The organism is Martinezella lusitana (assembly GCF_900094565.1).
In the GTDB taxonomy this organism is placed as follows: domain Bacteria; phylum Pseudomonadota; class Alphaproteobacteria; order Rhizobiales; family Rhizobiaceae; genus Rhizobium; species Rhizobium lusitanum.
In genome coordinates, this window is sequence record NZ_FMAF01000005.1 from 245,161 (window position 1) to 271,319 (window position 26,159).

Below are 26,159 nucleotides of genomic sequence, written 5' to 3' on the forward strand. Positions count from 1 at the left end.
GAAAGGCCGGGCGGGTTAAATGGCGTCTATGCCAGTTTCACCGGTGCGGATTCGAATGACCTCTTCGATGTTGGAGACGAAAATCTTTCCGTCGCCGATACGGCCGGTTTGCGCAGCCTTGCGGATAGCGTCGATCACCGCTTCCGCATTTTCATCCGCCAATACGACTTCGACCTTCACCTTCGGCAGGAAGTCGACGACGTACTCGGCGCCACGGTAAAGTTCCGTGTGGCCCTTCTGACGGCCGAAGCCCTTCGCTTCCGTCACGGTGATACCCTGCAAGCCGACTTCCTGAAGGGCTTCCTTCACTTCATCGAGCTTGAAGGGCTTAATGATCGCTTCGATCTTTTTCATGAGAAAATGTCTCTCCGCTTCCCCTGTTACAGCAGGACTACTCCCCGCTCGGCCAACGTGATGCACGTATCATGCCAGATGCGGATGGACCACCGTAAAAAAATCCCGGCGAATTTACGCCGAGAGGATGGATTGATGAGGATTTTTCGGAAAAATGGAAGCGAATTCGCGCTGAAATGCGTTGGATAAGTAAAATTTCGCAAAAAAATGCCGTGTACGTCATATTCGTACTCCAGCAAGGCCTTGAATACATTCGCATAATTATTGTGCAAATGCATATTAATTGACCTAATTGAGCGATTTAAACGCGGTTGTTTTTGAGGCAAATTTCGCATCTATAATGTTCGCCATGATAACTCCGCTCGCCGATTTGTTGCTCTCTCCCGATGACATGGCCGCCGTCGATCGCGACGCTGCTGCCTCCGGCATTGATTCCTATCAGCTTATGGAAAAAGCGGGGCAGGCGGTTGCCGCAAGCGCGCTTCGGCATTTCCCCGAGGCGCTGCGTTATGTCGTCCTGTGTGGCCCAGGCAACAATGGCGGCGATGGCTACGTGGCGGCTCGCGCGCTCAGGCAGAGCGGAGTGGAGGTTGGACTGTTCCATGTGGGCGATCCGCGGCGGCTGAAGGGCGATGCCGCACGCGCCTTTGCCGATTGTCCGATCGAGGGAGAGGCGATCCGAAACTACGCGCCACGCCCGGGCGACGTCGCTATCGACGCCATCTTCGGTGCGGGGTTGTCGCGTCCGGTTCCGGATGAGGTTACCGCTGTCGTCGCGCGGACCGCGGAGGCGGAGGTTCCCGTTATTGCCGTCGATTTGCCGTCCGGGGTCGACGGACGCAGCGGCCACGTCCTCGGCGCCGCCTTTCATGCGGAGCGCACGGTGACCTTCATGACTCGCAAGCCTGGTCATCTGTTGCTGCCCGGACGCGATCTTTGCGGCGCGCTGGAGGTTTTCGACATCGGCATTCCCGCACGCATCGTTCGCGCCCATTCCGATGGCATGATCGCCGAGAATACGCCGGCCCAATGGCAGGAGAAGATACCGTCAGCAGGCACGGACACGCACAAATACAAGCGCGGGCATCTCGTCGTCTTCTCGGGAGGGCCAAGTGCGACCGGTGCGGCGCGCATGTCGGCCATGGCCGGTTTGAAGGCGGGGGCGGGGCTTGTCACCATCGCCTCACCGGAAGACGCGATGGCTGTCAATGCCGGCATGCTCACGGCGATCATGTTGCATACTGTCGAAGACGATGCGTCGCTGCGGGAATGGCTTGCCGATCGAAGGCTCTCGACCTTCGTGCTCGGCCCCGGCTTCGGTGCCGGCGAGAAGGCGCGCCGGTTCTGTCTCGCGCTCGCGGATCGTCATCTGGTCCTTGATGCCGATGGCATCACCTCGTTTCGCGACGATCCGCAAATTCTGTTCGACGCCTTTGCGGAAGGGCCGACGCGATTGGTGCTGACGCCGCACGAAGGCGAGTTCGCGCGACTTTTTCCCGATATTGCCGCCGATGGTGCATTGAGCAAGGTCGACAAGGCGAGGGCGGCTGCGGCGAGGGCCCACGCCGCCATCATCTACAAGGGCGCCGACAGCGTGATTGCCGCTCCGGACGGCAGGGTACTGATAAATGCCAATGCGCCGCCCTGGCTTGCCACCGCCGGCTCCGGCGACGTGCTTGCCGGTATCGTCGGCGGACTGATGGCGCAGGGTGCGCCCGCTTTCGAAGCCGCGGCCGCCGGCGTCTGGCTGCACGGCCTGGCGGGCCAGCGCGCGGGAAAAGGGCTGACGGCCGAAGATCTCGTCGCCAGCGTCACCCCTTTCTGAAAGCAGGCAGCTATTTTGCCACTTCTTCCTGCAGGGCAATGGCGCCTGGTGGCGCATTCACCTTGCCCTCATGGATCATGAAGGCGAAGACATCTCGCGGCTCCACCTTCACCTTGCGGTCCTGATCGATCAGCGGCAGATCATCCGGAACCTTGCCCTCGGCCCAGGTTTTCAGCCGATCGGCCCAGGCTTTCAGATCCTTCGGCGGGTAGCAGGTCTTGATATCGTCCGATCCCTTCTGCAGCCGGGCATAGACGAAATCGGCGGTGACATCCGCAATCATCGGATATTCGAAATGCTCGGCGCAGACGGGCGCGATGTTGTATTTTGCCAACAGCGCTATGAATTCCGGCACCTTGAAGGAATCGTGGCGGACCTCGACGACGTGCTTCAGCGGCAAGCCGTCCTGCTTAGCCGGCAGCAGCTTCAGGAACGCCTCGAAATCGTCCGGATCGAATTTCTTCGTCGGCGCAAACTGCCAAAGCAGGGGACCAAGATGATCGCCGAGCTCGCTGATGCCGGAACCCAGAAACTTCTGCATCGATTCACCGGCCTCGGAAAGGACCCGGCGGTTGGTGACGAAGCGTGTGGCCTTGAGCGAGAAGATAAAGCCGTCAGGCACGTCCGCAGCCCATTTGGCGAAGACCTCGGGCTTCTGCGTGCTGTAATAGGTGCCGTTGACCTCGATCACCTTCAGCTTGCGGCTGGCGTAATTGAGCTCGTCCTTCTGCTTCAGGGTGTCGGGATAGAAGGTCCCACGCCAAGGCTCAAAAGTCCAGCCGCCGATGCCTGTGCGGATTTCGCCCGCTTTGGTCATTCTCTCCTCCATGGACGTTCATCGGGTGAAAACTCACTCCGCCGCTGCGACCTTCTTCATCGGCCGCCGCTCCAGCAACTCCTTCAGGAACTGCCCCGTATAGGAACGCTTCTCCTTGACGATGGTCTCCGGCGTGCCCACCGCAACGATCTCGCCGCCGCCATCGCCGCCCTCGGGACCGAAATCGAGGATCCAGTCGGCTGTTTTGATGACCTCGAGATTGTGCTCGATGACAACGACCGAATTGCCCTGATTGACCAGCTCGTGCAGCATTTCCAGCAGCTTGGCGACGTCGTGGAAGTGCAGCCCGGTAGTGGGTTCGTCGAGGATATAGAGCGTGCGGCCAGTCGATCGCTTCGACAGTTCCTTGGCTAGCTTGACGCGCTGCGCCTCGCCACCCGAAAGCGTATTGGCCTGCTGGCCGACCTTGATGTAGCCGAGGCCGACATCCTTCAGGCTCTGCAGCTTGTCGCGCACGGCAGGAACCGCCGCAAAGAAATCGACGCCTTCCTCGACAGTCATGTCGAGCACATCGGCGATCGACTTGGTCTTGAAAGTGACGTTCAGTGTTTCTCTGTTGTAGCGCTTGCCATGGCAAACGTCGCAGGTGACGTAGACGTCGGGCAGGAAGTGCATCTCGATCTTGATGACGCCATCGCCCTGGCAGGCCTCGCAACGGCCGCCCTTGACGTTGAAGGAGAAGCGGCCCGGCTGATAGCCGCGCGCCTTTGCCTCCGGCAGCCCGGCAAACCAGTCGCGGATCGGCGTGAAGGCGCCGGTATAGGTCGCCGGGTTCGATCGCGGCGTGCGTCCGATCGGCGACTGATCGATGTCGATCACCTTGTCGATATGCTCGAAGCCGTCGATGCGATCGTGATCGGCGGGGATCTCGCGCGCGCCCATCACACGCCGCGCGGCGGACTTGTACAGCGTCTCGATCAGGAAGGTGGACTTGCCGCCGCCGGAAACGCCTGTAACCGCCGTGAAGACGCCGAGCGGAATGGAGGCCGTGACATCCTTGAGGTTGTTGCCTCTTGCGCCGACGACCTTGATCTCCTTGCCCTTCTTGGTCTTGCGTCGCTCGTCGGGAACCGGCACGCCGAGTTCGCCGGAGAGATATTTGCCGGTCAGCGACTTCGGGTTCGCCATGATGTCCTGCGGCGTGCCATGCGCGATCACTTGGCCGCCATGCACGCCGGCTGCGGGGCCGATATCGACCACGTCGTCAGCCGACAGGATCGCATCCTCGTCATGCTCGACGACGATGACCGTGTTGCCGATATCGCGCAGATGCTTCAGCGTCTCCAGAAGGCGGGCATTGTCGCGCTGGTGCAGGCCGATCGACGGCTCGTCTAGCACATAGAGCACGCCTGTCAGCCCCGAACCGATCTGAGACGCCAGCCGGATACGCTGGCTTTCGCCGCCCGAAAGCGTGCCGGAATTGCGCGACAGGCTCAGATATTCGAGACCGACGTCATTCAGGAAGCGCAGGCGATCGCGGATCTCCTTGAGGATGCGCACCGCAATCTCGTTCTGCTTGTCGGTAAAGGTCTTGGGCAGCACGTCGAACCAGTCGCGGGCAACCCGGATCGACATTTCCGCGACCTGGCTGATATGCAGCTTGTTGATCTTGACCGCCAAAGCCTCCGGCTTCAGGCGATAGCCGTTGCAGGCCGGGCAGGGGGCGGCCGACATGAAGCGCTCGATCTCCTCGCGCGCCCAGGCGGAATCCGTTTCCTTCCAGCGCCGTTGGAGGTTCGGCACGATGCCTTCGAAGTTCTTGTGCGTCGTGTAGGAGCGCGCACCGTCGGCATAATGGAATTCGATCTTGTCTTCCGTACCGTTGAGGATAACGTCCTTCGCCTCGTCCGACAGCTCGTTCCATCGGTTGCCAAGCTTGAAACCATAATGCTTGCCGAGGGCTTCGAGCGTCTGATTGTAATAGGGCGATGTCGATTTGGCCCATGGCGCAATGGCGCCGTCCCGCAAGGTGCGCTCCGGCTCCGGCACGATCAGATCTGGATCGATCTTCTGCTGTGACCCCAGCCCGTCGCAAGAGGGGCAGGCGCCAAAGGGATTGTTGAAGGAGAACAGGCGCGGTTCGATCTCCGGAATGGTGAAGCCGGAAACCGGACAGGCGAACTTCTCCGAAAACAGCACGCGCTCATGCGTCTCGTTCAGCGATTTGTTGGCCGAGCCGCCGGCAGCGGTTTCCTCTGGTGGCAGCGGCTTGTCAGCGAACTCGGCAACGGCAAGGCCGTCGGCAAGACGCAACGAGGTTTCGAAGCTGTCGGCCAGACGAGCCGCCATATCGGGCCTGACGACGATGCGGTCGACCACGACGTCGATGTCGTGCTTGTACTTCTTGTCGAGCGCCGGCACATCGGCGATCTCGTAGAACTGCCCGTCGACCTTGACGCGCTGGAAGCCCTTTTTCATGAGCTCCGCCAGTTCCTTCTTGTATTCGCCCTTACGCCCGCGCACCAGCGGCGCCAGAATGTAGAGCCTGGTGCCTTCCTCGTAGGCGAGAACGCGGTCCACCATCTGGCTGACCGTCTGGCTCTCGATCGGCAGGCCGGTAACCGGCGAATAGGGCACGCCGACGCGCGCAAACAGCAGGCGCATGTAGTCGTAGATTTCTGTCACTGTGCCGACCGTCGAGCGCGGATTGCGCGAGGTCGTCTTCTGTTCGATCGAAATGGCCGGCGAGAGGCCGTCGATCTGGTCGACATCCGGCTTCTGCATCATTTCCAGAAACTGGCGGGCATAGGCTGACAGGCTCTCCACATAGCGGCGCTGTCCTTCGGCATAGATCGTGTCGAAGGCGAGCGACGATTTGCCGGAGCCGGAAAGCCCAGTCATGACGATCAGCTTGTTGCGCGGCAGGTCGAGATCGATGCCCTTGAGATTGTGCTCACGCGCACCACGTATGGAAATAGTCTTCAGTTCGCTCATCGTTTTACGCTGGTCCCTTGGAGTCTGCCTTTATTTAGTGATGGCTGCCCGCGAGTCGAGGCTGAAATGATGGCCGGAGCCAGGTTTTCGATTCAGTTGACACGATCATAGAGACAAACTAGAACAAATAAAGAACAAAATCGCCCTTGGATATTTCTTTGTGGATGAAGATGCCTTGGGCGGTGCTTGGATAACACCTGATGGCGGCAATGGTCTAAGGTGTGCTGGTGAAATTTAAGAGCCGTCGATGGGCGGCAAGCAGGGTGATGTCATGGCCGGTAGTGTGAACAAGGTAATTCTGGTTGGAAATCTCGGGGCGGACCCGGAAATCCGCCGCACGCAGGATGGCCGCCCGATCGCCAACCTCAATATTGCCACCTCGGAAACGTGGCGCGACCGCAATTCCGGCGAGCGCAAGGAAAAGACGGAGTGGCACCGCGTTGTCATTTTCAATGAAGGTCTCTGCAAGGTCGCCGAGCAATATTTGAAGAAAGGCGCCAAGGTTTATATCGAGGGCGCGCTTCAGACCCGCAAGTGGCAGGATCAGAACGGCCAGGATAAGTATTCGACCGAAATCGTGCTGCAGGGCTTCAACTCGACGCTGACCATGCTGGACGGTCGCGGCGAGGGCGGTGGCTCTGTTGAGGGCGGCGGTCGTGGTGGACGCGGCGGCGGCGACTTTGGTGGCGGCGATTACGGCGGTGGTGACGACTATGGTCAGTCTTCACCGCCATCTGGTGGCCGCGGCGCAGCAAGCGGTAGCCGTGGCGGCGCGCCAAGCGGCGGCGGTGGCAATTTCTCGCGCGATCTGGACGACGATATTCCGTTTTGAGCTTGGTGGCACGAGCAGCCGGATTTTCGAAGGCCTGCCTTATCGGCGGGCCTTTTTCATGGAAGCTTCAACGCTGCCCGCGCACCATCCACGACAAACTGGGCGGCAAGTGCGGCGAGGATCACACCGAGCAATCGCGTGAGGATGGCTCTGCCAGTCGCGCCGAGCATACGGTCGAGCCTGTCCGAAATGGCAAGGGCTGCGAAGACGAGCCCAAGATTGACGGCGATGACGCCGATCAACTGCGCCCGGTCGAGCGTGGTCTGCAACGAGCTTGCCAGCAGGATCGTGGCCGAGATCGCGCCCGGGCCGGCAATCAGGGGCAGGGCCAGCGGGAAGACCGCGATGTTGCGGATATGATCCTGCGTGATCGCGATCTCCGTCGTCTTTTCCTTTCTGTCCTGCCGCCGCTCGAACACCATCTCGAAGGCGATCCAGAACAGCAGCAGACCGCCGGCGATGCGGAAGGCTCCGATGGAAATGCCGAGAACGCCGAGCACGCTCGCGCCGAACAGGGCGAAGGCCGCCAGGATGAAGAGGGCTATCAGTGAACCCCGCAGCGCCACCTGCTTGCGTTCGGCGCGGTTCATGCCGGCGGTGAGGCCGATGAACAGCGGCGCCAGGCCTGGCGGATCGACGGTGACGAGCAGTGTGGTGAAGGCATTGATCAGCGTATCTGCGCTCGCCATATGGTCCCCGGCAACGGTTCTTTGTCGTTGTTATGACCCATTGTTATGCGAGGAATAGGCTTTCGCAAAGCGCAATGCGGCGCTATAGGCATGTTGCGCCACGGAAATGTTCGATTTCACGGCTTAAAGGGCAAAAGCCTGTTCAAAAACATCGGGCTAAATTGGCGCTCGCCAGGCCTTTCGGCTATAAATTTCGCAGTGATTCTAAAAGAGATCGTGATCTGTTTTGACTGAGCAAACACCACCCGGCGGCGGGAAGCTCCCGCCAGGCATCGAGCCGATTTCCATCATGGAGGAAATGCAGCGATCGTATCTCGATTACGCCATGAGCGTGATCGTCAGCCGCGCGCTTCCCGATGTCCGTGATGGTCTCAAGCCCGTCCATCGGCGTATCCTCTATGCTGCGCATGAAAGCGGCTATCACTGGAACCGCAAATACGTGAAGTCGGCTCGTCCCGTCGCCGACGTCATGGGTAAATACCATCCGCATGGCGACGCCTCGATCTACGACGCCTTGGTCCGCATGGCGCAGCACTGGTCGCTGCGCGTACCGCTCATCGATGGGCAGGGAAATTTTGGTTCGATCGATGGCGATCCGCCGGCAGCGATGCGTTACACGGAATCGCGCCTGACGAAGGTCGCCCATGAGCTTCTTGAGGATATCGACAAGGAAACGGTCGATTTCCAGGAAAACTACGATGCGACGACGGAAGAACCGAAGGTTCTGCCGGCCCGCTTCCCCAACCTGCTCGTCAACGGCTCCGGCGGCATTGCCGTCGGCATGGCGACGAATATTCCGCCGCACAATCTCTCGGAAGTGGTCAACGGCTGTATTGCCCTGATCGACAATCCGGCGATCGAACTGCCTGAGATCATGGAGATCATCCCCGGCCCGGATTTCCCGACCGGCGCCAAGATCCTCGGCCGTGCGGGTATCCGTTCCGCTTATGAGACGGGCCGTGGCTCCGTCGTCATGCGCGGTGTCGCCGTCATCGAGCCGATGCGTGGCGATCGCGAACACATCATCATCACCGAAATTCCCTATCAGGTGAACAAGGCGTCGATGATCGAGAAGATGGCCGAGCTGGTGCGCGACAAGCGTATCGAAGGCATCTCCGATCTGCGCGACGAATCCGACCGTCAGGGCTATCGCGTCGTCGTCGAGCTGAAGCGCGATGCCAATGCCGAGGTCATCCTCAACCAGCTTTATCGCTATACGCCGCTGCAGACCTCCTTCGGCTGCAACATGGTGGCGCTGAACGGCGGAAAACCCGAACAGCTGAACCTGCTGGATATGCTGCGCGCCTTCGTGGCCTTCCGCGAAGAAGTGATCAGCCGTCGCACCAAGTACCTGCTGCGCAAGGCGCGCGATCGTGCGCACGTCTTGGTCGGCCTCGCGATCGCCGTCGCCAATATCGACGAAGTCATTCGCGTTATTCGCGGCGCTCCGGATCCGCAGTCGGCGCGTGAAGAACTGATGACGCGCCGCTGGCCGGCGGCGGATGTCGAATCCCTTATCCAGCTAATTGATGACCCGCGCCATCGCATAAACGAGGACGGCACCTACAACCTTTCGGAAGAACAGGCGCGTGCCATTCTCGAACTGCGCCTGGCACGTCTGACCGCTCTCGGCCGAGACGAAATCGACGAAGAGCTCAACCAGATCGGCGTCGAGATCAAGGATTACCTCGATATTCTCTCTTCTCGCGTCCGCATCCAAACCATTGTAAAAGAAGAGCTTATCGCCGTTCGCGACGAGTTCGGCACGCCGCGCCGTACCGAGATCGTCGATGGCGGTCTCGAGATGGACGACGAGGACCTGATTGCTCGTGAGGACATGGTCGTCACCGTGTCCCATCTCGGCTACATCAAGCGCGTGCCGCTGACGACCTATCGCGCGCAGCGTCGCGGCGGCAAGGGCCGCTCGGGAATGACCACGCGCGACGAGGATTTCGTTACCCGGCTATTCGTTCTCAATACGCATACGCCGGTGCTGTTCTTCTCCTCGCGCGGCATCGTCTACAAGGAAAAGGTCTGGCGCCTGCCGATCGGCACGCCGACCTCGCGCGGCAAGGCGCTGATCAACATGCTGCCGCTGGAGCATGGTGAGCGCATCACCACGATCATGCCCCTGCCGGAAGACGAGACCACATGGGATAATCTCGACGTGATGTTTACGACGACGCGCGGAACTGTGCGCCGCAACAAGCTGTCCGATTTCGTCCAGGTCAACCGCAACGGCAAGATCGCCATGAAGCTGGAGGAGGCGGGTGATGAAATCCTCTCCGTCGAGACCTGCACCGAACATGACGATGTGCTGATGACGACTGCGCTCGGCCAGTGCATCCGCTTCTCGGTTTCGGATGTGCGCGTCTTTGCCGGCCGCAATTCCGTCGGTGTTCGCGGCATCAGCCTGGCGTCTGGCGACAGCATCATTTCGATGACGATCGTCCGCCATGTCGATGCGGAACCCTGGGAGCGTGCGGCCTATCTGAAGCGCTCGGTCATCGACCGCCGGTCGACGACCGGCGACGACGAAGAAATCGCGCTGGTTGGCGAGGAGGTCACCGAAGAGGGACAGCTGAGTGACGAGCGCTACGAAGAGCTGAAGGCGCTGGAGCAATTCGTTCTGACGGTTTCGGAAAAGGGCTTCGGCAAGCGATCCTCGTCTTACGATTTCCGTATCTCCGGCCGTGGTGGCAAGGGTATCCGCGCCACCGACACGTCGAAGACCGGCGAGATCGGCAAGCTCGTTGCCGCCTTCCCGGTCGAGGACAGCGATCAGATCATGCTTGTCTCGGACGGCGGTCAGTTGATCCGTGTGCCCGTTGGCGGCATCCGCATCGCCAGCCGCGCTACCAAGGGCGTGACCATCTTCTCGACCGCCAAGGACGAGAATGTCGTCTCCGTGGAACGCATCAGCGAGCCCGAAGGCGAAGACGATGCAGTGATCGAGGATGACGGCACGGCCACTGGCGAGCCAGGAGAAGCGGCCGGCGACATCGAGGGCGCAAGCGAGGAATAAGTTCGCTGCGTCCGGCGACGCAAGCGGGGTTCAACTCCGTCCGTGGTCAAAAGTAGAGTGTCTACAAACGCATAAGCCTGCCTTGAAAAGCAGACTTATGCGTTTGTTTTTGGGCGATACGCAAGAGCGGTGGATGAGCTGGTCTCTATTCCGGCCGCCTGCTGCTCAAGGAAAAGGCGGCCGCACGTCCAGGCTGCCCCGGTGCAGTTGCGCCAGAACTTCGCCATAGCCGAAGCGGGAGTGCCATCCAAGCACGGCACCCGCCGAAGTCGAGGCGTAGATGCGATCGATCGTTCGCGGCAAGGGCCACTTTCGGCGTTCGAACTCGGCGGCGAGTGCGGGCACGCGCAGCCTGATGACAGACGCCGCATCGATCGCGAGATCCTCGCAGTCTCCGCGCTCGAAAAGCGTTCCGACAGAAACGACATGGCGTTGAAAATGATCGCCGCCATTCTTCAATGCCGCCGCATGGGCGTCGGCCACGTCCCGGATGTCGACTCCGCGATGCAATCGATAGACGGCCATCACATTTCCCGGTTCGGGGAAACTCCGAGACATGCGCAGAATGCGCACCTGCAAATTCAGGCCCGCCATGTTCTCCAGGATTTTCTCGGCTTCCAGTTTCGTGCGATGGTAGATGCTTCTAGGCTGCGGTTCGGTGGTCTCGTCGATCCATATGCAGCGGCCTGGCACGACCGCGTGACCATAGAGTGCCGTGGTGCTGGTGAATACCAGTCGCTTGACGCCGGCGGCTAAAGCCGCCTCACCCAAAAGGCGTGTCCCCTCGACGTTGACGCGCCGAAATTCGTCGTCGCAGACGTTTCCGACATGAGGGGCGTGGAGCGCCGCGCTATGGATAATTGCATCCGCACCCGCCAAGGCATCCCGCAGAAGCGATGCATCGGCGAAATCCCCGACAAGATGCGTTGTCGAGAATGGAGAGCGATCGATCCCCAGGATCTCGCTATCCCCTGCCAAGGGCATTGAAAATCGCGCGGCCAAGCCGCCCGGAGCTGCCTGTTAAGACAATGCGCATCTCGATCCCTTAGCGACATGGGCAACATTCCGATTGAGGAAATCGGCATGTCCAAGGTCGCAAAATCAGGGTCCTGCCGCAACGGTAATCTGGCAACAAGATCAGCGAATTGATCGTGATATTTCATGGCATAAAAAAACCGGACGCTAAGGGAGCGTCCGGTTCAAGTCCATCCGAGCACCTGGTGGGGTAAGTGTGCTCGGTACGCGGAGATCAGAGCGTCTTGTGACGCTTATGCAGCCTCTTGCTCTCTTCGCTTTCGCGATGGAGCGCCGAAATGGTGGATGCGACGGAGACGATAAACATGATGCTGATGAAAAGCGTAAGCACCGTCAAAATCGTGAACATGATCGCTCCCTCCTTTGGTGGGACTAGCGTTCAGATCCCTTAGTATTGGCTCGAGGCAACGAAGGGGCGAGCCGAAGCAAAGGGACCATAAATCTTCGACTGGTCTGGTTTTTGATCGTAAAGCGCGATGGTAGCTGCAAGCATTCCCGAAATCATGGCCATCCAAACGACGTTAATAAGGGTGATCTTGTCGGGCATACTAATCTTCCTTCTTGCCGCAATGTGCAAATCTGTGTTTCGGACTTTAAACGCGGCGGTTCGTAAATGGTTCCGCCGTTGTTAAGAGGGTATTTAGCAATGCGTGCCTGAAGCGACCTTGAATGCCTTGTTCATCTGGCGTTCAGATTCGCGATGCGTCCTGCGCATAGCAATGGCGATTTCTTGGGCAGAACTGATGCCCTTGGCACTTTCCGAGGCCGAATCCCATTCGATCGCGTAGTTATCGGCGAAAAGATGAACGAGGTATTCGACGACAAATGAACCGATGATGGCGCCTGCGATAATGAAGACAAGCATGGCGGGATGTTCCTAGAGCCGGGGAGGCGAGCCGTTGAACCAGGCTCGTTCGATGTTGGTGCCAATAAAGCATTGGCGAGCTGAAACAGGCTTGAACGCCGTATTCATCTGCGGTTCAGAGGCGGCCCTTGGGTTGCAAATGACTTGCGATACGGCCCCATCCGTGACAAAAGGCGTCGAAACAACGAGCCGGCTTGGTATGACGACAGCCTTTTATCCCGGATCCTTCGACCCGATGACCAACGGACATTTGGATGTCCTCGTGCAGGCGCTGAATGTCGCCTCGAAGGTTATTGTCGGGATCGGTATTCATCCCGGCAAGAAGCCGCTCTTCTCCTTCGAGGAGCGGGCGGAGCTGATCCGCAGATCGCTCGCGGAGGCCGTTCCGCCAAAGGCGGGTGATATTTCCGTTGTCGCCTTCGACAATCTGGTGGTCGATGCCGCCCGCGCGCAGGGTGCGACCCTGCTGGTGCGCGGCCTGCGCGATGGCACCGATCTCGACTACGAAATGCAGATGGCCGGCATGAACAGGCAGATGGCGCCGGATATCCAGACGCTGTTTCTGCCAGCCGGCACAGCGTCGCGGCCCATAACTGCCACATTGGTGCGGCAAATCGCATCCATGGGCGGCGATGTCAGCGCCTTCGTGCCGTCAGCGGTTCTGGAAGCCCTGACTGGCAAACTCAAAGATGCGGCCAGCGCCAAAAGCTGAGCTGAAATCCATTTCCGAACGGAGCACCCATGAAACTTTTCCATATCGCATTGGCAGGCTTCCTGAGCCTTGCCGCCTTCGCCGGCAGCGCATTCTCGGCAGCAGCCGCGGATCTTCTCACGATCCAGCTCAAGGATGGTCCCGTTGTCATCCAATTGATGCCTGAGGTTGCTCCCAAGCACGTCGCGCAGATCGAAGCGCTGGCGAAGAAGGGCGAATACGACAATGTCGTCTTCCACCGCGTCATCGACGGCTTCATGGCTCAGACCGGCGACGTCAAGTTCGGCAATACGACAAAGGGTTACAACGCGCAGAAGGCCGGCACCGGCGGCTCCGATTTGCCGAACCTTCCGGCCGAATTCTCCAAGGTTCCTTTCACGCGCGGCACGGTCGGCATGGCGCGCGCCCAGGACCCGAATTCCGCCAATTCGCAGTTCTTCATCATGTTCGCCGATGGCGATTCGCTGAACGGCCAGTACACGGTCGTCGGCAAGGTCATCTCGGGCATGGAGCTCGTCGACAAGATCAAGCGCGGCGAGGGCCAGAACGGCGAAGTGAGCAACCCGGACAAGATGGTCAAGGTCACCGTCACCAAGAAGTAAGTGTAGAACATATAGAACGAGGAAACGAACATGGCTGAGATCAAGGATCCCGAAAACACCCTCATCCTGGAAACCACCAAGGGCGAAGTTGTCATTCAGCTTCTGCCGCAGGTCGCTCCCGAGCATGTCGCTCGCATCAAGGAACTTGCTCGAGAAAAGGCTTATGACGGCGTCGTCTTCCATCGCGTCATCGATGGCTTCATGGCCCAGACCGGCGACGTGGAACATGGCAAGGTCGGCGGCAATACCGCCCGCGCCGGCACCGGCGGCTCGTCCAAGCCGGACCTGAAGGCTGAATTTTCCGCCACCTCGCATACGCGCGGCACCTGCTCGATGGCGCGCTCGCAGAACCCGAACTCCGCCAACTCGCAGTTCTTCATCTGCTTCACCGATGCACCCTGGCTGAACAAGCAGTATTCGGTCTGGGGTCAGGTGATCAGCGGCATGGACAATGTCGACAAGATCAAGCGTGGCGAGCCGGTGAAGGATCCGGACTCGATCGTCTCCGCGCGGGTTGCCGCCGACGTCTGATCGTGATTATTCCTGAAACCCGCCTCTTGCGCTTCGGGCGTGGGGGCGGGTTTCGCTTTGCCTGGATGAGCTGAATGCGTGTTGACCTTTTCGATTTCGACCTGCCGGATGAGCGTATCGCGCTCAGGCCCGCCGACCCGCGCGATAATGCGCGCCTGCTCGTCGTCGATCCAAATGACCGCGCCAACACGCTGAGCGACCATCTGGTCCGGGATCTGCCATCCTTCCTGCGCCCAGGCGATGCCGTGGTCTTCAACGATACCAGGGTGATACCGGCGCAATTGGAAGGCATTCGCCATCGCGAGGGCGCGCCCGGCCAGCAGGTCTCGGCGACCTTGCACATGCGCAGCGCGCCCGATCGCTGGAAGGCTTTCGCCAGGCCCGGCAAGCGCATCAAGATCGGCGATCGTATCCAGTTCGGCCATGGCGAGACCGTCTGTTCGCTCGGCACGCTTGACGCCACGGTCGAGGACAAGGGCGAGGGCGGTGAGATCACCCTGCGGTTCGATCTGTCCGGCCCGGCGCTGGACGAGGCAATCGCCACGGTCGGCCATATTCCCCTGCCGCCTTACATCGCAGCCAAGCGCGCGGAAGACGAGCGTGATCGCGCCGATTACCAGACGATCTATGCCCGGGAAGAGGGCGCTGTCGCAGCGCCCACAGCCGGCCTCCATTTCACCCCGGCGCTGTTTGCAGCGCTCGACGCCATGGGTGTCGAACGGCATTTCGTGACACTGCATGTTGGTGCCGGCACGTTTCTGCCGGTCAAGGCCGACGATACCGACGACCACAAGATGCATTTCGAGATCGGCTATGTCGACGCCGGGACAGCGGTCAAGCTCAATGCCGTGAAGGCGAGGGGCGGACGCATCATCTGCGTCGGGACGACGTCGCTGCGATTGATCGAAAGTGCTGCCGATGACGACGGCACCATCCAGCCCTGGCAGGGTGCCACCGGTATCTTCATCACGCCCGGCTACCGCTTCAAGGCCGTCGACATGCTGATGACCAATTTTCACCTGCCGCGCTCGACGCTGTTCATGCTCGTATCGGCCTTCGCCGGCCTCGATACGATGCGCGCGGCCTATACCCATGCTATCGAGACGGGCTATCGCTTCTATTCCTATGGCGATGGCAGCCTGCTCTACCGGAAAGACTAGGACGAGATGAGCGAGAGCTTTCAATTCCAATTGAAAAAGACCGATGGCGGTGCCCGCCTCGGCGAAGTGTCCATGCCGCGCGGCACGATCCGCACGCCGGCCTTCATGCCTGTTGGTACGGTCGGCACGGTCAAGGCGATGTATCTCGACCAGGTGCGAGAAACCGGCGCCGACATCATCCTCGGAAATACCTACCACTTGATGCTGCGCCCGACCGCCGAACGCGTCGCGCGTCTCGGTGGCCTGCACGAACTGATCCGCTGGAAACATCCGATCCTGACCGATTCCGGCGGCTTCCAGGTGATGTCGCTGTCGGGCTTGCGCAAGCTCGACGAGAAGGGCGTCACCTTCAAGTCCCATGTCGACGGCAGCCTGCATCATATGTCCCCCGAGCGCTCGATCGAGATTCAGGGACTGCTCGGTTCCGATATCCAGATGCAGCTCGACGAATGCGTGGCCCTGCCTTCGACGCCGAAGGAGATCGAGCGCGCCATGGAGATGTCCTTGCGCTGGGCGGATCGCTGCAAGGCGGCCTTCGGCGACCAGCCGGGCAAGGCGATGTTCGGCATCGTGCAGGGCGGCGATATCCCCGATCTGCGTGTCCGTTCCGCGCAAGCGTTGAGCGGATTGGATCTGAAGGGCTACGCCGTCGGCGGCCTTGCCGTCGGCGAGCCGCAGGAGGTCATGCTGCGCATGCTTGAGATCACGCTGCCCGAGCTGCCGACCGAAAAGCCGCGCTATCTGATGGGCGTCGGCACGCCGGACGACATCCTGAAATCGGTTGCGCGCGGTATCGACATGTTCGATTGCGTCATGCCGACCCGCTCCGGCCGGCATGGTCTCGCCTTCACCCGCCGCGGCAAGGTCAATATCCGCAATGCACGCCACGCCGAGGACATGCGCCCGCTCGACCAGCAGTCCAGCTGCCCGGCCTCGCGTGACTACTCCCGCGCCTATCTGCACCACCTCGTCCGCGCCAACGAGGCGCTCGGTGGCATGCTGCTCTCCTGGCACAATCTCGCCTATTATCAGGAGCTGATGCAGGGCATTCGCCAGGCAATCGCCGAAGACCGCTTTGCTGATTTCATGGCGGAGACTCAGGAAAATTGGGCGAGGGGCGATCTCGAGCCGGTGTAAGCCGTGAATATCGGAGGCATTGGCGTACGCTTGCTCCCGTCACGATTTCGCGCTATTCGACGCTTGTTGAAAAAGGCAGGGTTGGTCTCGGTAAGCCCGACCCCTTCCACCCGGAAGTTCTGCTCCACGCCATCGGCGTGAGAACCCACGACGCGGAACTTGGCCATTGTGGCCGAGTGTCCCGCGTTTGGCGTGGGCCGTTTCGACCGACATGTCTCCGCGGGAAAGCCTCTTGGAGCTGTCATGCGACTGAATCATCTAGATCTGCACGTCCCGATGTCGCCGCGACCCGGGATGTTCTTGTCTCCGCGTTCGGCCTGACCGAGGTCGAAACACGTGGCGCAAACGGTCTCGCGATCCTATGCGACGATGCCGGGCTTGAGCTGGTCATCAGCCGACCAACCGAGAAATTCGGCGGAGCCGACACCGTATCGGTCGGCCGCAACACCTATCATATCGGCTTCATGCTCCCGTCTCGCGAGGCTGTCGATGCACAATACGAGCGGGCGAAAGCGGCTGGCTGCGAGATGGGACAGCCGCCTGCCGCGATGCGTGGCGGTTGGTCGTTCTATTGCTTCGCGCCCGGACAAATTCTCATCGAGGTCGGCTGGCGCAGCGAGTGAACCTGCATGGTAAATCATTTATTATCAATTGATTGCTATCATTAATTGATATCGTTTCGAGCCGATCGGGGGCCTGACACCAGGGATGCACCCGGAGCTCCAGCAGAGCTCGTGACGGCTTTGCGATAGGAAAGTATTGGGAAAAAATAGCGAATCGGAATAAACGGTCCTTCCGCCAATGATAAGCATCACTGGCTAATTTGATTGCGTAACGCTTGGAATTTTGAAGAAATCCGGCTACAACGCATTTTCTTTGTCGATAAGGGCTGTTCTACTGAAACTAGGAGGCACTTGCCGTTGAGGGCGCAACGCAAATTGGGGGCATGTCTTTCGGGACTATTGCTTGTCGGTCTGGCAGCCACGAGCTGCACGACGACGCAGAAGGCAGCACCGAGCTCCCGCAGTTCGACGAAACCCATTCGTCCAGCGAAAGTTACATATAATTACACCGCAAAGGACAGAGACTGTCTCGAGCGCGCAATGTATTTCGAGTCGGAACATTCCGACCATGATGGATATATGGCAGTCGGGACAGTCGTGATGAACAGACTGACGTCCGGCGCCTATCCGAATACGATCTGCGGTATCGTAGCTCAGGAAAGACAGTTCGCGCCCGGAGTGATGGTCAAGGAAGTCAAAGCCCAGGCACAGCCGGACCTTGATCTTGCAGCGACTGCTATTCTGCGGGGAGAGCGACATCCTGGCGTGAAGGACGCGATGTTCTTCCATACCCAGGGTCTGAGATTTCCCTATGATAACATGCACTATGTTGCCATAGCTGGTGGAAACGCCTTCTACGAGAAGCGCGGTCGCGATGGCGAACTGCAGACCCCCGCACCGCTTCCGGCCTATGAAGTTGCGATGAACTACGTGTCCGGGCAGGGCATGTCGGCGACGCAATCTCCGTTCGTTCTGCCGGAGACGCAACCGATGCAGCCAGCACCTTCCGTCGCCACCTTTACGCCGGTATCAAACCCGACCGTCAATTTGCCGACAACGACTACGCTGGTTCCGGCTGAAGTTCCCATTCCGACACCGGCTCCGACTTCCATGTCGATTTCGGCGCCTGTCACAGATGCAAATGCAGTCGCCACTCCGGTGCCGACCTCCACCATAGCCGTTCCGCAGCCGCGCCCGAATTTCGACAGCGGCAGCTTTTCCGGCAACTCTCTGAGAATCCGAGGATAGAGCGTTTTCGCTTTTCCTCGAATCGCGAAAACGCTCTATCCTTTTGTTTCTTTACGCATTCCAGACGGAAAATCGCTTCGCACTTTTCCTGGAAATGCTCTAGCCAATGCCTTTTAGCGGCGCGTACTGTCTTTCGTGATGGACGCGCCGCCCTCTACGGCACCGTTTCCCTTCAAATACCTTCGCTCGTCGCATTCGGCAGGATTTGCACGCCATTGATCTTGTAGGCACCATCAGGCTGTCGGGTTATCTGGTAGATCGCCGTCCAGTCTTTGCCGTCGGTGCCTGTGATCAGCACTTCCTGATAGACGACGGCGCCGTTATCGATCGCGCGGCTTTTCCCGAATGCGTAATTGCCGGGGTGATAGACCGGCTGGTAGGCCTTTTTCACCATGGCAAAGAAAGTATCCTTGTCGGGAAACAGCGCCTTGATGCCCGGCGCTGCGAAGGAATAGGCGGCGGTTGCATCGTTATGCAGGAAAGCGCCTATCTGTTCCTGGATCAGGCTCTGGGCGGTCTGCACCGGGTCTTCCGCGCGCGCTGTCGACGCGAGGATGAGGCAGAGCATGGCGGCTACGGGAAATACACGCATGGGCGATCTCCGGCTATGTCACAGCCAGAATAGCGCGCTTCCCGCCTTCGCGAAAGCGGCTATTGCCAGCGGCGGAACAGCGCGCTGGCATTGACGCCACCGAAGCCAAAGCCATTGGAAATGGCATAGTCCATGGCCATCGGTCGGGCGGTCGCACCGACCAAATCGATGCCTTCGGCCGACGGGTCCGGTTCCTGCAGGTTGCGTGTCGGCGGGGCGATCTGCTCGCGCAGCGCCATGATGGTGAAGATCGCTTCCATGCCGCCGGCGGCTCCTAGCAGATGGCCGGTCGCCGCCTTGGTGCCGCTGACCGCAATTGCGCCGTTGCGGCCGAAGACCGTCTTGATAGCCTCCATCTCGCCATGGTCGCCCACCGGCGTCGACGTCGCATGCGCATTGAGATGCTTGACCTCGGCAGGCGAAATCCGTGCCTGCGAAAGAGCCGCGAGCATCGCCCGGCGCGCGCCGTCACCATCTTCCGGCCCCGCGGTCATGTGGTAGGCGTCGGCGGCAGTGCCGTAACCGACGAGTTCGGCAAGCGGCGTGGCGCCGCGGGCAAGCGCGTGTTCCAGTGTCTCGATGACGAGCATGCCGGCGCCTTCACCCATGACGAAACCGTCACGCGCGCTGTCGAACGGGCGAGAGGCTTCCTCCGGCCGGTTGCTGAAGCCGGTGGAAAGGGCTCTTGCTGCAGCGAAGCCGCCGAGGCTGACCTTATCGATGCAGGCTTCGGCGCCTCCGCAAATGGCAACATCGGCCTCGCCGGAGCGGATCAGCCGTGCCGCATCGCCGATTGCCTGGACGCTTGCCGCGCAGGCTGTGACCGGCGCGCCGAGCGGCCCCTTATATCCATAGCGGATGCTCACCTGGCCGGCGGCGAGATTGACGAGGAAGGACGGGATGGTGAAGGGCGACAACCGCCGGACGCCACGCGTTTCGGCCGTGCGCACCGCATCGGCGATGGCCGGAAAACCGCCGACCCCCGACGCTATGATTGTGGCGGTACGCTCCAGATCGAGAAGCTCCGTCGGCTGCCAGCCGGCCTGAAGGATCGCTTCCTCAGCGGCCGCCATGGCAAAGAGGATGAAGCGGTCCATCTTCTTCTGATCCTTGATCGGCACGTAGCGGTCGACATCGAATCCTGCTTCCGGGTCCTCATCGATGCTCGGAACGATGCCGCCGACCTTGGCGGCGAGATCGCCGACCATCTCCTCGGGCAGCAGCCTCAGACCGGAGCGACCCGCAATCAGCCGCTTCCAGCTCGCATTGACGCCGACGCCAAGAGGGGAAACCAGGCCCATGCCGGTTACGACGATACGATCCATGTCTTGCTCCTATTTAATCAGGCGTCGAAGCCTAAAAACCATGCTTTCATCTGGGCGATGCGCTCATGAACGGCGTCATCGGCGGCCGGCCCGGGCACCAATATCGTGTCTTCGGGATGAAATGCGCGGCCGGTTACCCTGTCGATGAGAAGGGGATCCCGATCCTCGCCCGTGTCGGCATCGGCGAGCCGCATGGCGACTTCCTCGGCCGGCAGATACTGATTGCCCCAGGTGAAAAGCGCCATCAGAACCGGAAAGAAGTCGCGCCCCCTAGCGGTCAGCACATATTCGTAGCGCGGCGGCCGCTCATTGTAGAGACGCCGCTCGAACAGGCCTTCATCGGTCAAGTGCTTGAGCCGCCGCGTGAGGATGTTCGGCGCGACGCCGAGATTTCTCTGGAATTCGTCGAACCGGCTCAGCCCCTGAAACGCGTCCCGCAGGATGAGGATGCTCCACCAGTCACCAACGCTCTCAAGCGCACGCGCGGCCGGACATTTGAAGGTGCTGAAGCTTGTTCTCTGCATGGCAAGGCGAATAGCATGAGTAGCTATCATCATGCAAGTTACTGCGAGTGACAAGCGTCCACCGGAATTTGCGTCAGGGCATTTAAAAATAAAAGGAAGCGATCCAGAATCCGTTTTGCGGTCGTTTCAACAAGGCAGCTCTGCGGTAAAGCGTCGGCGATGAAGGTGAGATACTCGGCGTGCTACCCGCAAAAGGGACCCCTGAGTTCTCAGTACGGAGGCGCCTTGTGCGCGCGCTGTCGTTTTACTGCCTCGGTCCACCAGGAAAGGTCGTCGGCAAAACGGGGAAAAGCTCTCGCAAGGGCATCGCCTCCGCTCCCGAAAGGTTTATTGTCAGCGTCCAATGCTGTCGAGATACTGGCGACGGCAAGGGTGCTTGAGATGACGATCATTCCCATCTCGGAAAGAGTGCCATGCCAGGGGACCGCCGCATGTGCGCCGGAAAGGCGGCCACCGGAGTAACTGACAATTGCGGCCGGCCGCCAAAACCACTCCTCAAGGTAATGATCAGTCAGGTTTTTTAGACCGGGTTGCATGCCCCAGTTGTATTCGCCTGTGACGAAAACAAAAGCATCGGCGCCCCGAATTTTTGCGGCAAGCCGCTCCATTTCGGGGGGAGCAGAACCTTTGGGGTATTCCTTGTACATTCGATCGAGCATCGGCAGTCCAACATCCTTCGCGTCGATCAGTTCCGCATTGTTTCCACGCTGACGGAGGCTGGTTACGATATAATTCGCGAGACGGATGCCGAGGCGATCCGACCGGTAGGAGCCATAGAGAACCAGGATATTGTCGGTCATTGTTGATTATGTCCTCCATAGCCAACTCCGAAATGAAGCAGATGCGAGCCGTGACCACATTCATAGTGGGAAGGCGACGCGCAACATGGGATAAAAAGTGAAATAGGTCCAATTCCGGAACTTCGATAGGCGCTCCAACAAAATGGCGCGGCCTTTCAATTCCAATTGATATCGCGACACCGATCGATCCGTCGAGTGGCGGGAGCGCTTGGGAGTTGGAACGTCGATCAGAACGACACTGTGATCCAACTCCACTTTTGAAATTGTCAGGTCTCACACGACAGTCGCAGCACGGCGTTTCCGGGCTTCAAGGATCGGCAATCTGGGATAACAAAGATGGATGAGAATGAGATTCGAGAGGCGCTCAATCGGCACTGGGCCGCCTCGGACGCAAATGAGTTCGATGTCGAGCACGATATATATCAGGAGAATGCACTGCTCGAGTATCCGCAATCGGGCGAACGCATCAGGGGGCGGAACAACATTCAAGCCTCTCGCATCGCGCAACCCAACGCCAAGCGCTTCAGCGTGCGGCGTATTGTTGGTGCGGGGGACCTCTGGATTACGGAATTCATCCTTACCTATGACAACAGTCCATCCTACTCGGTGAGCATAATGGAATTCCGGGACGGCAAAGTGGCCCGCGAGACCCAGTACTTCGGCGACCCGTTTGCGCCGGGACCCTCGCGAGCGCAATGGGTCGAATGAACGAGATGAGGCGGACTCCTAGGTCTGCGACTCAGCAGGCACCGAAGCCGTCACCTCGTCCTCCGGAATATCGTCGAAGGAGGCGTAGTTGAGGTTGTAGAGCTTCGAATAAAGCTTGCCGTTGGCCATGAGCTGGTTGTGGTTGCCGCTTTCGATCAGCTGCCCATTTTGCAGCACGATGATGCGGTCAGCCTCGCGGATGGTGGCAAGCCGGTGGGCGATGACGAGGCCGGTGCGGCCTTCGAGCAGCTTGACCAGCGCTTTCTGGATCAGCATTTCGGTGTAGCTGTCGATATTCGCCGTCGCTTCGTCGAGCACCAGAATCTTGGCGTCCGCGACAAGGGCGCGCGCGAAGCTGACGAGCTGGCGCTGCCCGAGCGAAAGCCCGCCGCCGCGTTCGCCGAGAATGGTGTCGTAACCTTCCGGCAGCCGCACGATGAATTCATGTGCGCCGACAGCCTTGGCGGCCTCGATGGCCTCTTCGCGTGTCGCGTCCGCCTTGTTGTAGCGAATGTTCTCCAACACCGAACCGGTGAAGAGGAAAGGTTCCTGCAGCACCATGGCGACCTGTCGGCCAAGCGAATCCTGAGTGAGGGACCGCACGTCGTGACCGCCGACCAGCACCTGGCCCTGCTGCACATCATAGAAACGATGGATAAGCGCCATGGAACTGGACTTGCCCGAGCCTGTGGGACCGATCAGCGCCACGGTCTCTCCGGGATTGACCTTGAAGCTGACGTTCTTCAGCACCGGATGCTCGGGATTGTAGCCGAAGACAACATCACGGAACTCGACCGAGCCGTCCATGTCGCGCGAAAGTTCCTTGGCATCCGGAGCGTCCTTGATGTCGATCGGAACGTCGAGCACTTCGGTCAAGCGCTGGCCGGAAGCCATGGCGCGTTGCATGACCGAATATTGCATGGTCAGCGAACGGATCGGGTCGAAGAAGCGCTGAATATAGAACAGGAAGGCGACCATGATGCCGACATCGAGCCTATGGTTCAGAACCATCGAGCCGCCGACGATAATAACGATCGCCATCGCCATGCCGGTCAGCGTGTCGACGATCGGCACCATGATCTGGGCATAGCGCGCCGCGGTCAGATGCGCATTGAGATTGGTATGCGCCTTGTCGTCGAAAAGCGAGAAGTTGACCCCTTGCCGATGCATGCCCTGCACAGCGCGCACGCCATGGATCGCCTCCGCCAGGGCGCCATTGGTAACGGAGTTGGTTTCGTGCGCATTCATGAAGGCGACGCGCGCCTTCGGCAGCCAGAAAAGCCGCACGATGAAGAGGATCGGCATGACGGACAGCGTCAGCAGGCCGAGCCGGAAATCGAGCGACAGCATGACGATGACGATACCGAAGAGCAGGGCGATGTCGCCGACCGAAAGCACGGAAGTTTCAAGGAATTCCTGCATGGAGTTGACGTCGCCTTGCAGGCGCGACATCAACCGGCCGACCTCGGTCTTGTCCATGAAGGAGAGCGATACGTACTGGAGATGCGCGAACATCGCGCGGCGTATGTCGAACAGCACTTCTTCGGCGACCTGGCCGACATATGTCTCCTGCACGTAGCTCGCACCATAATTGACGATGATCGCCACCGCAAAGATCGCCAGCGCCAGCCACAACGCCGAATAATCGATGGCACCCGGCGCCATCGCATTGTCGATCGCGTGGCGTATGACAAGCGGTATGACGATCTGCGACGCCGTGAACAGCAGCACGGCAATCACGGAAATGTAGATCTGGCGGCGATAGGGGCTGACGAAGCCCCAGATGCGGCGAATGATCTTGGTGTCGAAGACCTTGCCGAAGATTTCCTCTTCGACGCGATGCGAGCCGACCACGGCGCGGGGAGGGCGACGTCCATCCTCGCGCACGTCGTTGCGCTCGGTTTCGATAGTTTCTGACATTGTCAGACCTCCCCTTTCGCTCTTGCGAGCCTGCCGCCGGATGTCTTGACGACATCGTCCTCCGGGCGAACCTGCAGATCGTAAAGCGCCTTGTACCGCCCTCCCGCGGCCAACAGTTGCTCATGGGTTCCGCGCTCGATGATCTCGCCGCTCTCGATGAACAGGATCTGGTCGGCGTGCATCAGTGAACTCAGCCTGTGCGCCACCACCAGCGTTACCCGATCGCGGGCAAAGCGTTTCATGGCGCTGCGGATGCGCTGCTCCGTCGCCGCGTCGATCGCGGCCGTCGAGTCGTCGAACACCATGACAGCCGGTTTCAGCATCAGCGTGCGTGCGATCGTCAGGCGCTGGCGCTGGCCACCGGAGAGCGACACGCCGCGCTCGCCGACGACAGTGGTGTAGCCGGCAGGCAGGCCGAGAATATAATTGTGTAGTTGGGCCGACTCGGCGGCACGCTCAATCCGGCCTTCTTTTGCCCAGGGGTCGCCATAGGCGATATTGTTCTCGATGCTCGTCGTGAACAGGAAGGAATCCTGCTGCACGACGGCAACGTTCTGTCGCAAGGATTGCAGCGTCGCCTTGCGGATATCCTGGCCGTCGATCGTGATCCGGCCGGAGGTGATGTCGTAGAAACGCGGGATGAGATGGGCGATGGTGGATTTGCCGCTGCCGGGCGGGCCGACGATGCCGATCGTTTCGCCGCGCCTTGCCTCGAAACTGATATTCTTCAGCACCGGGCGCTTTTCCGGACCCGGATAGCTGAAACCGACATTCTCGAAGCGCAGCACACCTTCCGTTGCCGCAAGCGGCTTTGCGTCCGGTGAGTCCTTGATGGCGATATCGAGATCGAGCAGCGCAAAGAGGCGCGAGCCGCAAGTCGAGGCGCGGGCGAAGGCATTGACCATCAGCCCGAGCTGGCGCACCGGCATCTGCAGGATGGTCATGAAGGTCAGGAAGGAGGCGAGGGTGCCGACGCTGATCTGGCCCGCGATCACCTTGAGACCGCCCATCCAGAGCACGAGACCCATGGCGATGAAAAAGGAGAGGTTCATGGCGCTGGTGTTGATGACGCGGATGCCGACACGCCGATGGGCGAGGGTCAGCGCACTATGCGACGCCCGGTCGAATTTCAGGATCTCATGCGCCTGCGCAGCAAAGGCGCGCACAACGCGGATGCCGCCGAGATTTTCTTCCATCACGCGGGTGAGTACCGAGAGGCGTTCCTGCAGGTCGAGCCATGTCGAGCGCAGTCTCAGCTGCGTGACAGAGGAGCGCCAGGCCACGAAGGGCACGAAGCTCAAGGCAAGCAGGCCGAGCACGACATCCGTCGACAGCAGCATGTAGGCGCCGACGCCGATCAGCATGCTCAGCAGCAGCATGCGCACCAGCGCGGTGGAGAAATACATGCGCACGCCTTCCAGATCGAGCAGTCCGACGGTGATGAGATCGCCGGAATGCATCTTGTCGTGGAAGCTGAAGGAGAGCTGCTGGATCTTTTCGTAGCAGGCGAGCCTGAGCTCGCAGCCCATGTGATGACCGACCGCCTCGCTGTAGTAGTTCTGCACCATCGTGAACAGGCCGCGCAGGATGCTGACCGTGAGCAGGAGCAGGGCGGTCGTCAGGAGTGCATTCTCGGCAATTTGGCCCGCAGCGCCACCGGCGACCGCCGTCTGCGTCTGGTCGACCGCGTGGCCAAGCAGTCGCGGTATCATCAACTGTAACGTTGCAGCTACAAAAGTTGCCCCAATGGCGAAGCTTGTCTGCCATGGATGGCGCAGTGTCATATGGGTGATCCGCACGATCGTCGAGAGACCTTGCCCCCAACCGGCCGCATTGACATGCGCACGCGAAGCCAAGGACTTCGCGGCGCTTCTTGATGAATCGCTGCTCACGCTTTTATCCAGGTATTTTCGAACGAGGCGGTCCCAGAGTCGGGTTCG

24 protein-coding genes and 1 pseudogene are annotated in these 26,159 nt (G+C 60.0%); 11 read left to right on the forward strand and 14 right to left on the reverse strand.

What is annotated here, in order from left to right; all coding sequences use genetic code 11:
* Nucleotides 1-15: 15 nt before the first annotated feature.
* A complete protein-coding gene (locus GA0061101_RS13390; protein WP_003579240.1) occupies nucleotides 16-354 on the reverse strand; it encodes a P-II family nitrogen regulator in 339 nt (112 codons plus the stop codon).
* Nucleotides 355-703: 349 nt separating this feature from the next.
* On the opposite strand from GA0061101_RS13390, the gene GA0061101_RS13395 reads away from it, so the two are divergent.
* Nucleotides 704-2,179, forward strand: coding sequence for an NAD(P)H-hydrate dehydratase (locus GA0061101_RS13395; protein ID WP_092573861.1), 1,476 nt, complete (start codon nucleotides 704-706; stop codon nucleotides 2,177-2,179).
* Between the two features lie 10 nt (nucleotides 2,180-2,189).
* Here the strand turns inward: GA0061101_RS13395 and GA0061101_RS13400 are convergent, their stop codons facing one another.
* Both GA0061101_RS13400 and uvrA read right to left on the reverse strand, forming a co-directional pair.
* Nucleotides 2,190-2,996, reverse strand: a complete 807-nt coding sequence (locus GA0061101_RS13400; RefSeq protein WP_037202071.1) for a DUF72 domain-containing protein — start codon at nucleotides 2,994-2,996, stop codon at nucleotides 2,190-2,192.
* Nucleotides 2,997-3,029: 33 nt separating this feature from the next.
* The gene (gene uvrA, locus GA0061101_RS13405) at nucleotides 3,030-5,951 is read right to left on the reverse strand and encodes an excinuclease ABC subunit UvrA (RefSeq protein WP_092573726.1); all 2,922 of its coding nucleotides are present in this window, start codon (nucleotides 5,949-5,951) and stop codon (nucleotides 3,030-3,032) included.
* Between the two features lie 271 nt (nucleotides 5,952-6,222).
* Here uvrA and GA0061101_RS13410 point away from each other — a divergent pair, with 271 nt between their 5' ends.
* Nucleotides 6,223-6,783, forward strand: a complete 561-nt coding sequence (locus GA0061101_RS13410; RefSeq protein ID WP_037202811.1) for a single-stranded DNA-binding protein — start codon at nucleotides 6,223-6,225, stop codon at nucleotides 6,781-6,783.
* Between the two features lie 56 nt (nucleotides 6,784-6,839).
* Here the strand turns inward: GA0061101_RS13410 and GA0061101_RS13415 are convergent, their stop codons facing one another.
* Complete coding sequence (locus tag GA0061101_RS13415) at nucleotides 6,840-7,472, reverse strand: MarC family protein (protein WP_037202076.1); 633 nt, start codon at nucleotides 7,470-7,472, stop codon at nucleotides 6,840-6,842.
* A 226-nt stretch (nucleotides 7,473-7,698) separates the two neighbouring features.
* Here GA0061101_RS13415 and gyrA point away from each other — a divergent pair, with 226 nt between their 5' ends.
* Nucleotides 7,699-10,497, forward strand: coding sequence for a DNA gyrase subunit A (gene gyrA / locus GA0061101_RS13420; RefSeq protein WP_037202078.1), 2,799 nt, complete (start codon nucleotides 7,699-7,701; stop codon nucleotides 10,495-10,497).
* A gap of 165 nt (nucleotides 10,498-10,662) precedes the next feature.
* Here the strand turns inward: gyrA and GA0061101_RS13425 are convergent, their stop codons facing one another.
* From GA0061101_RS13425 to GA0061101_RS13430, 4 genes are all read right to left on the reverse strand, one after another.
* On the reverse strand, nucleotides 10,663-11,481 hold the full coding sequence (locus tag GA0061101_RS13425; RefSeq protein WP_245297475.1) for an NAD-dependent epimerase/dehydratase family protein: 819 nt from the start codon (nucleotides 11,479-11,481) through the stop codon (nucleotides 10,663-10,665).
* 265 nt (nucleotides 11,482-11,746) lie between these two features.
* A complete protein-coding gene (locus GA0061101_RS40755; RefSeq protein ID WP_280518123.1) occupies nucleotides 11,747-11,881 on the reverse strand; it encodes a hypothetical protein in 135 nt (44 codons plus the stop codon).
* Nucleotides 11,882-11,920: 39 nt separating this feature from the next.
* Nucleotides 11,921-12,079: a hypothetical protein gene (locus tag GA0061101_RS39365; RefSeq protein ID WP_167669546.1), complete on the reverse strand. Its 159-nt coding sequence runs from the start codon at nucleotides 12,077-12,079 to the stop codon at nucleotides 11,921-11,923.
* Nucleotides 12,080-12,172: 93 nt separating this feature from the next.
* On the reverse strand, nucleotides 12,173-12,397 hold the full coding sequence (locus GA0061101_RS13430) for a hypothetical protein (protein ID WP_047561764.1): 225 nt from the start codon (nucleotides 12,395-12,397) through the stop codon (nucleotides 12,173-12,175).
* A gap of 199 nt (nucleotides 12,398-12,596) precedes the next feature.
* Here GA0061101_RS13430 and coaD point away from each other — a divergent pair, with 199 nt between their 5' ends.
* From coaD to GA0061101_RS13465, 7 genes and pseudogenes are all read left to right on the forward strand, one after another.
* Nucleotides 12,597-13,109: a pantetheine-phosphate adenylyltransferase gene (gene coaD / locus GA0061101_RS13435; RefSeq protein ID WP_037202812.1), complete on the forward strand. Its 513-nt coding sequence runs from the start codon at nucleotides 12,597-12,599 to the stop codon at nucleotides 13,107-13,109.
* Between the two features lie 29 nt (nucleotides 13,110-13,138).
* A complete protein-coding gene (locus GA0061101_RS13440) occupies nucleotides 13,139-13,711 on the forward strand; it encodes a peptidylprolyl isomerase (RefSeq protein ID WP_037202085.1) in 573 nt (190 codons plus the stop codon).
* A 30-nt stretch (nucleotides 13,712-13,741) separates the two neighbouring features.
* Entirely contained in the window at nucleotides 13,742-14,242 is a 501-nt protein-coding gene (locus tag GA0061101_RS13445) for a peptidylprolyl isomerase (RefSeq protein ID WP_037202088.1), read from the forward strand.
* 74 nt (nucleotides 14,243-14,316) lie between these two features.
* Nucleotides 14,317-15,402 (forward strand): tRNA preQ1(34) S-adenosylmethionine ribosyltransferase-isomerase QueA, encoded by a 1,086-nt coding sequence (gene queA, locus GA0061101_RS13450; RefSeq protein ID WP_092573727.1) that lies wholly within the window; start codon nucleotides 14,317-14,319, stop codon nucleotides 15,400-15,402.
* A 6-nt stretch (nucleotides 15,403-15,408) separates the two neighbouring features.
* Nucleotides 15,409-16,539: a tRNA guanosine(34) transglycosylase Tgt gene (tgt, locus tag GA0061101_RS13455; protein ID WP_092573728.1), complete on the forward strand. Its 1,131-nt coding sequence runs from the start codon at nucleotides 15,409-15,411 to the stop codon at nucleotides 16,537-16,539.
* 243 nt (nucleotides 16,540-16,782) lie between these two features.
* Nucleotides 16,783-17,162: pseudogene (locus GA0061101_RS13460) on the forward strand (VOC family protein).
* Nucleotides 17,163-17,459: 297 nt separating this feature from the next.
* A complete protein-coding gene (locus tag GA0061101_RS13465; RefSeq protein ID WP_092573729.1) occupies nucleotides 17,460-18,350 on the forward strand; it encodes a cell wall hydrolase in 891 nt (296 codons plus the stop codon).
* 172 nt (nucleotides 18,351-18,522) lie between these two features.
* On the opposite strand, the gene GA0061101_RS13470 is transcribed toward GA0061101_RS13465, so the two are convergent.
* From GA0061101_RS13470 to GA0061101_RS13485, 4 genes are all read right to left on the reverse strand, one after another.
* A complete protein-coding gene (locus GA0061101_RS13470) occupies nucleotides 18,523-18,942 on the reverse strand; it encodes a DUF4864 domain-containing protein (RefSeq protein WP_092573730.1) in 420 nt (139 codons plus the stop codon).
* Between the two features lie 59 nt (nucleotides 18,943-19,001).
* Nucleotides 19,002-20,267 carry a beta-ketoacyl-ACP synthase II gene (fabF, locus tag GA0061101_RS13475; protein ID WP_037202100.1) on the reverse strand — a complete coding sequence of 422 codons (1,266 nt, stop codon included), beginning with the start codon at nucleotides 20,265-20,267 and terminating at the stop codon, nucleotides 19,002-19,004.
* A 17-nt stretch (nucleotides 20,268-20,284) separates the two neighbouring features.
* Entirely contained in the window at nucleotides 20,285-20,791 is a 507-nt protein-coding gene (locus GA0061101_RS13480) for a winged helix-turn-helix transcriptional regulator (protein ID WP_092573731.1), read from the reverse strand.
* A gap of 209 nt (nucleotides 20,792-21,000) precedes the next feature.
* Nucleotides 21,001-21,591, reverse strand: coding sequence for an NADPH-dependent FMN reductase (locus GA0061101_RS13485; RefSeq protein ID WP_092573732.1), 591 nt, complete (start codon nucleotides 21,589-21,591; stop codon nucleotides 21,001-21,003).
* A gap of 336 nt (nucleotides 21,592-21,927) precedes the next feature.
* Here GA0061101_RS13485 and GA0061101_RS13490 point away from each other — a divergent pair, with 336 nt between their 5' ends.
* Nucleotides 21,928-22,299 carry a nuclear transport factor 2 family protein gene (locus tag GA0061101_RS13490; RefSeq protein WP_037202105.1) on the forward strand — a complete coding sequence of 124 codons (372 nt, stop codon included), beginning with the start codon at nucleotides 21,928-21,930 and terminating at the stop codon, nucleotides 22,297-22,299.
* 18 nt (nucleotides 22,300-22,317) lie between these two features.
* Here GA0061101_RS13490 and GA0061101_RS13495 read toward each other — a convergent pair whose 3' ends face one another.
* Nucleotides 22,318-24,219, reverse strand: a complete 1,902-nt coding sequence (locus tag GA0061101_RS13495) for an ABC transporter ATP-binding protein (protein WP_092573733.1) — start codon at nucleotides 24,217-24,219, stop codon at nucleotides 22,318-22,320.
* A gap of 2 nt (nucleotides 24,220-24,221) precedes the next feature.
* Nucleotides 24,222-26,111 carry an ABC transporter ATP-binding protein gene (locus GA0061101_RS13500; protein ID WP_092573734.1) on the reverse strand — a complete coding sequence of 630 codons (1,890 nt, stop codon included), beginning with the start codon at nucleotides 26,109-26,111 and terminating at the stop codon, nucleotides 24,222-24,224.
* Nucleotides 26,112-26,159: the final 48 nt, after the last annotated feature.